General features: G+C 59.0%; 3 protein-coding genes, 1 tRNA gene and 3 pseudogenes. 4 read left to right on the top strand and 3 right to left on the bottom strand.

All coding sequences use genetic code 11. The features are described from left to right. Positions 1–486 (top strand): annotated as a pseudogene (locus VOI29_RS22060) (Na/Pi cotransporter family protein); the annotation flags it as partial. 41 nt (positions 487–527) lie between these two features. Beyond that, on the top strand, positions 528–1,367 hold the full coding sequence (locus VOI29_RS22055; protein WP_323783720.1) for a DMT family transporter: 840 nt from the start codon (positions 528–530) through the stop codon (positions 1,365–1,367). A gap of 49 nt (positions 1,368–1,416) precedes the next feature. On the opposite strand, the pseudogene VOI29_RS22050 reads toward VOI29_RS22055, so the two are convergent. The 3 genes and pseudogenes from VOI29_RS22050 to VOI29_RS22040 form a co-directional block, all read right to left on the bottom strand. Beyond that, a pseudogene (locus VOI29_RS22050) lies at positions 1,417–4,374 on the bottom strand (ATP-binding protein). Between the two features lie 108 nt (positions 4,375–4,482). After that, complete coding sequence (locus VOI29_RS22045) at positions 4,483–4,845, bottom strand: DUF6538 domain-containing protein (protein WP_323783718.1); 363 nt, start codon at positions 4,843–4,845, stop codon at positions 4,483–4,485. Positions 4,846–4,938: 93 nt separating this feature from the next. Further along, positions 4,939–5,013, bottom strand: a tRNA-Thr gene (locus tag VOI29_RS22040). A gap of 85 nt (positions 5,014–5,098) precedes the next feature. On the opposite strand from VOI29_RS22040, the gene VOI29_RS22035 reads away from it, so the two are divergent. Together VOI29_RS22035 and VOI29_RS22030 are read left to right on the top strand one after the other, a co-directional pair. Then, positions 5,099–5,254 (top strand): hypothetical protein, encoded by a 156-nt coding sequence (locus VOI29_RS22035; protein WP_024091800.1) that lies wholly within the window; start codon positions 5,099–5,101, stop codon positions 5,252–5,254. Positions 5,255–5,260: 6 nt separating this feature from the next. Further along, positions 5,261–5,800: pseudogene (locus tag VOI29_RS22030) on the top strand (UDP-N-acetylglucosamine 1-carboxyvinyltransferase); the annotation flags it as partial.

Here is a 5,800-nt window from a genome sequence, read left to right as displayed (position 1 = left end):
AGATTTGACAAAGAGCAGTTGAAGACGGCCCGCGGCCTGATGGATTATGCCATCCGCCTGGAAACCGCCGGCGATGTGGTGGCGCGCCGATTAACAGTCCTGGCGGGAGAGTTGAATAAAAGGAACTTGAATTTTTCCAGGGACGGCTGGCTGGAGATCACCCGGATGCATGAGGCAATCATGGCCAATATGCAGCTGGCCTCCAATGTGCTGATCTCTGATGATTTGGAGAGCGCGCGGCTGCTGAGCCTGGAAAAAACCGAATTGAAGCGGATGGAGCACGATAGCCGGAAACGCCACCTGAAACGGTTGCAAAATGGCGCCCGGGAAAGCTTTGACACGTCCGACATCCATTTGGAAACGCTGCGTGCCTTACGTGAATTCAACAGCCACATTGCAGCTGTAGCCTATCCGGTTCTGTACCAGAACGGGCAGCTGCTGGAGACCCGGCTGATCAATGAAATGCTGCCGGAAGAGGCAGACTGAGACTGGAAACACAGCCGCCCGCCTAAAGACCTGTCGAGAATATGACCCCTATTATCATCGCTATCATCCTGTCGGCTGCGGTATTGCATGCTGTGTGGAATGCCATTGTAAAAACGGCTGCGGACCGTACCACCACACTAGGGCTGGTCGCCTTTGGCCAGGTGATCCCCAGTGCAGTAATGATCACTGTGCTGCCGCTGCCGTCTGCAGAAAGCTTCGTTTATATCCTGCTCTCCACGGTGGTTCATTTCGGGTATTTCTACATGCTTGGCCGCGCCTATCAGCACGGTGACCTTAGCGTCGTGTACCCGATTGCAAGGGGCATCGTGCCGCCGCTTGTCGGCATTTGGGCGATGATCTTTGCCGGTGAGCTGCTGCCGCTGCAGGCCTGGGGAGGGATTGCGGTGATTGCCCTTGGAATCCAGCTCAGCAGCTGGAAGGCGCTGCGCTCAGGTGTTGGGCGAGCGGCCCTCGGCTTTGCCGCAGGAACCGGAATTTGCATTTCGATATATTCATTGGCCGATGGTATCGGCGTGCGTTTGTCCGGCAACACACTCAGCTACTGGGCCTGGGGGGGCTTTCTGCACATCTTTATCGCCGGGTTCATAGCTGTGCGTAAGCGCCGAACCCTGGCGGCTTTGCCCAAGCGGACTTGGGTGCTGGGGATTGCTGGTGGGCTGGTATCGATGGCGGCTTACGGGCTGGTGCTTTATGCCAAGAACTTTGCCCCGCTGGGGGCCGTTTCCGCGTTGCGTGAAACTTCGGTGATCTTTGCCGCGCTGATCGGATTTGTCTTCCTCAAGGAAGGGTACTGGATGCGGCGGCTCGGTTCAGCGGTCTTGATGGCCGCCGGTGTGGCCCTGATCGGGACGGCTGTTTAGATCCTTGGCATCTTGATCTGCCAGCATTCAATGGGATTGAGTTGAGACTTCAGGCCCTGGCCCTGAGCAGCTGATCAATGGGGGGAGTGTCTCTTAAAATTGATGCCAATGTGTGCAGTAGAACTGCCTTTTTGACAGGCTTGGTCAGGAAATGATCCATGCCTGCATCCAGACAGGCCTGCCGGTCGCTGGAAAAAGCGTTGGCCGTCAGGGCAATGATTGTTGGCTGGGGAACGGGCAGGCTGCGGATCTGCCGTGTGGCCGCAATGCCGTCCAGCTAGGGCATCGACATGTCCATCAGGATGATATCCGGCTGCAGTTCCTTGAACATTTTCACTGCCGCACGGCCATTGCCGGCTTCAGCCAGCTCAACCGGCTGTCCGCGGAGGAATTTGCGGATTAGAAGCCTGTTGGTTTGGTTGTCTTCAGCCAGCAGAATCTTGCAAGGCCGGATCTGAGGCGCGGTGTCCAAAGAAATGCCCGAGACCGGGATTGCCGCCCGTTTGGCTGGCGCCATCTGCAGCTCCAGCCGGAAACATGAGCCCTGGCCGGGATCCGATTTGACGGAAATACTGCCGCCCATCCGTTTGGCCAGCATGCTGGAAATAGTAAGCCCCAGACCGGTTCCGCCAAACGCCTTTGTCGTCGCCGCGTCTGCCTGGGTGAAGCGGTCAAAGATATGGCGCGCCTGAGATTCGGATATTCCGATCCCGCTGTCCTCAACTTCGGCAATAAGGCAATAAGGGTTGCCGCCGGCATGTGAAACGCGGACGTCAATCCTGCCTTGCGGTGTGAATTTGACAGCGTTGCCGATCAGGTTGACCAGAATCTGCCGCAATCGCCCGTCATCTCCATGCAGCCGCTCCGGCAGCCCCTCAGCGTAAGAGACCTGCAGCGACAAACCTTTATCCTGCGCTTTCGGACGGAAAAGCCCCGCTGCCCCGCCTATGCAGTCACGCAGGTCAAAGTCTTCTTCGGCTATGGAGAACTTCCCCGCTTCCAGCCGCGACAGGTCAAGAATATCGTTGATGACTTTCAGCAGTGCTTGGGCCGAACTGCGGATGGTTTCCAAATTCTGCTGTTCATCCGGCAACAGCTCAGCCTCTGCCAGCAACTCGGCCATGCCGATGATACCGTTCATCGGGGTGCGGATTTCGTGGCTCATGTTTGCCAGAAACTCCGATTTGGCCCGATCGGCCTGTTCCGCGGCAACTTTGGCCTCGGCCAGTTCCTGTTCCCGCAGTTTGCTGCGGGTAATGTCGCGTTCAATGCCGATAATCAGGTCAACTGTGCCATCCTCGCCAATCACCGGAACGATATTGGTGTCGAACCAGGCGACTTCCCCCGATTTGGTGTAGGTGAGCACCTCGTTGCGATAGGGGATACCAAGGTCCTTGTGGCGGTCTATTTCCCGGACCACGCCGGGGTCGGTATCAGGGCCACACAGCAATTCTGCAGGTGTCCTGCCAATCGCCTCGCTGGCGGCATAGCCTGTGACGCGGGTAAAGGCCTCGTTGACCCAAAGGATCTGCCGCTCTGCATCGGTCAGGATAATACTGTCGGAGGTGTGTTTTGCGACCAGCGACAGGCGGTGCAGCTCCGCCTGTTGTATTTGCAGTGCAGCATGGGCGTCCTCCAGTGCGCGTTTACCGTGATTCAACTCGCTGTTCCGCTCGGACAGCGTCTGGTTCGCGCGGATCAGTTGTTCGCGCAGATGGACATCCTCCGAGACATTCCAGTTGACGCCGATCAACCAGTCGCGGCCTTGCGCATCTGTAAACGGGCTGGCCATTGCGCGGATATGCTTGAAGGTGCCATCTTCCAACACAATCCGGAAATCGGAGGCGAAAGGTGCCTTGTCCCGTTCTGCTGACAGCAGGGCTTCCGCTACCCGGTCCCGGTCGCCGGGATGCAGCATGGCCATCCACTCTGTCCCCTCCGGCGGCCCCTGATCCACGGGCACGCCGTAAAGCTCATGCATGCGGCTGTCCCAGCTCACTTTCTGGCTCTCCGGACCGCATTCCCAAATGCCAACACGGGATGTCTTTACCGCAACTTCCAACCGCCGGGAGACTGCCTCCAGTTCGGCTTCCCTGCGCCGCAGCTGGCCGATCACGGTTTGCCGCGCCGCAGACAGCCTGCCGGCCAGAAACGTTGGGAGAACGACCAGTGCCGCCGCCGCCATCAGCGCCAGCCTCAGCTTCCACAGGTTGCTCGGAACGCTTTGCCAGCCGTCTCGGGGGCGGGCGGTCAATTTCCATGAACCAGCTGGCAGGTCAATGTCCAACAGCACGGGATCTTCGGCCAGCATGTCCGGCACGCCAAAGAACTGGCGGCCGGAAGGGCCAGTCCCGTCTTGGCCTGTCAGCGCTATTTCCAGGCCGCTTTTGTTTCCATTGATGCCGGTCTCTGCATAAAGGGTGCCGGTTGCGACCACAGCTGAGAGAATGCCCCAGAATTGCCGGTCAGTTCCTGACCCGCTGAAAATAGGCAGCCGGTAGATGAACCCGGAGCCGCCCTGGAGCAGGTCTACCGGCCCGGCCAGCACCATGTCACCGCTATCGCGCACCCGGTACGCCGCCGCGCGCTGTGCGGCATTCTGATTGTAGTCCAGGCCGATGGCGGTTTCGTTCCCCTTTAACGGGTGGACCAGAGAGACCACCAAGCCGGGAGCCGCAGCGATGTGCCGGATGGCGGTCTTTCCCTCAAGCACCTGCGCAGCCATCCGGCTGAACTGCGCCTGTTCCATGTCCGGCTGGGTGGCCAGCATCGCGGCCAGTCCGCGCAGCCGCTGATAGTCGCCATTGATTTGACCTTCCAGCCGGGATTTGATCACCCCTGCCTCTTGCTGGATCCTGGCACGTTCTGACTGGTGGTGGATTGTGGCGTTTTGCTGCTCAGCATAAAACCCTGCGGCACAGACCACCACGAAGGCAAGCAGGGCGGGCAAGTAGGTTCGGTTGGTGAGAGCGCGCAGCCCGCGCGCGGAAAATTTAGACACGGCCATCTTGCCACCTTTGGATTTGCGCGAAGCACTGCCGGCATCCGTGTCCAGAATCTATGCAATGTGTTCGTTTCAACCCTAATGTCGTCGTAAAGTCTGAAAATTTGGTTTTCACAACACCGGGGCCGTCTTAGCGGTGCTGCGGCCGCAATGGGGTGGTGCAAAATCCAAAGACCGTTGCGCGAGTGCCCTTGCCTCGGAGGCTGCCTGCTGCTTGAAGGAAAGCTCCACGACATCCCGGCGGAGAAAGTCCCGATGCCGCTCAAGTGCAGCAACAGCATCGGCGTGTCGGTTTCGCCCTTCTGCTGGATCGCGTGTTTTCAGCGAGCAGGCAGCGTGAGTGGTGGCTTTGATGAAGCCAGGCGAATCACCGGTGGGAACCTGAACCAGAGTGTCCTTGGCTTTGGCGGCCACGTCAGACGGGACACGCGCCCTGATCTGGTAGACGCCGATTTTCAGCAATGAATTCGGCATGGCTCTGACACGCAAGGTATAGCACCTTTGTGAACCAGTGCGGCAGGCGTAACCCCTTGAAAAAAGGTCTATTAGCAAAATCAGGAGATTAACTGGTGCTGCTGGAGAGAATTGAACTCTCGACCTCTCCCTTACCAAGGGAGTGCTCTACCTCTGAGCTACAGCAGCGCCGGTGAGGGGGCTTTTAGGCATAAACGCTGAGGGGCGCAAGAGCATTCTGGACGGTTTTTTCGCACTAAGTTACAGAAGTCTTATGGCAGAGAAGAAAACACCGAAAAACGACAGGTCAGCGGTTTCGCGCGAAGACCGGCTGAAGGCGGCGCTCAAGGCAAATATGGCCCGGCGCAAGGCTCAGGCCAAGGCGCGGGCGGAAAAGCCGGACCAGGATACGGGCAAAAACGGAGAGTAAGGGCAGATGGATTCGATTCTGGTAACTGGTAACGGCCCGCTGAACGGGCAGATTCCTATCGCAGGGGCCAAAAACGCCTGCCTCACCCTGATGCCCGCGACGCTCCTGAGCGAAGAACCGCTGACGCTGACCAACGCGCCGCGGCTGAGCGATATCAAGACGATGACGCTGCTCTTGCAGTCGCTGGGGGCCGAAGTGTCCAGCCTGCAGGACGGTCAGGTGCTGGCAATGTCGAGCCATGACCTGACCAGCCATGTCGCGGATTACGACATCGTGCGGAAAATGCGCGCCTCCAACCTGGTGCTGGGTCCGATGCTGGCGCGGCTGGGACAGGCGGTGGTGTCGCTGCCTGGCGGCTGCGCCATCGGCGCCCGGCCGATGGATCTGCACATTCAGGGGCTCGAGGCGCTGGGCGCTGAGATCGAACTGAAAGATGGCTATCTGCATGCCAAGGCTCCTAAGGGCCTCAAGGGGGCCGTGATCGCTCTGGCCTTCGCCTCGGTCGGGGCGACTGAAAACGTCATGATGGCGGCCACCCTGGCCAAA

It is taken from the genome of Leisingera sp., from assembly GCF_034669605.1.
In the GTDB taxonomy this organism is placed as follows: domain Bacteria; phylum Pseudomonadota; class Alphaproteobacteria; order Rhodobacterales; family Rhodobacteraceae; genus Leisingera.
The sequence above is the reverse complement of the archived record's forward strand: the minus strand, read 5'-3'. Positions and strand labels throughout refer to the sequence as shown.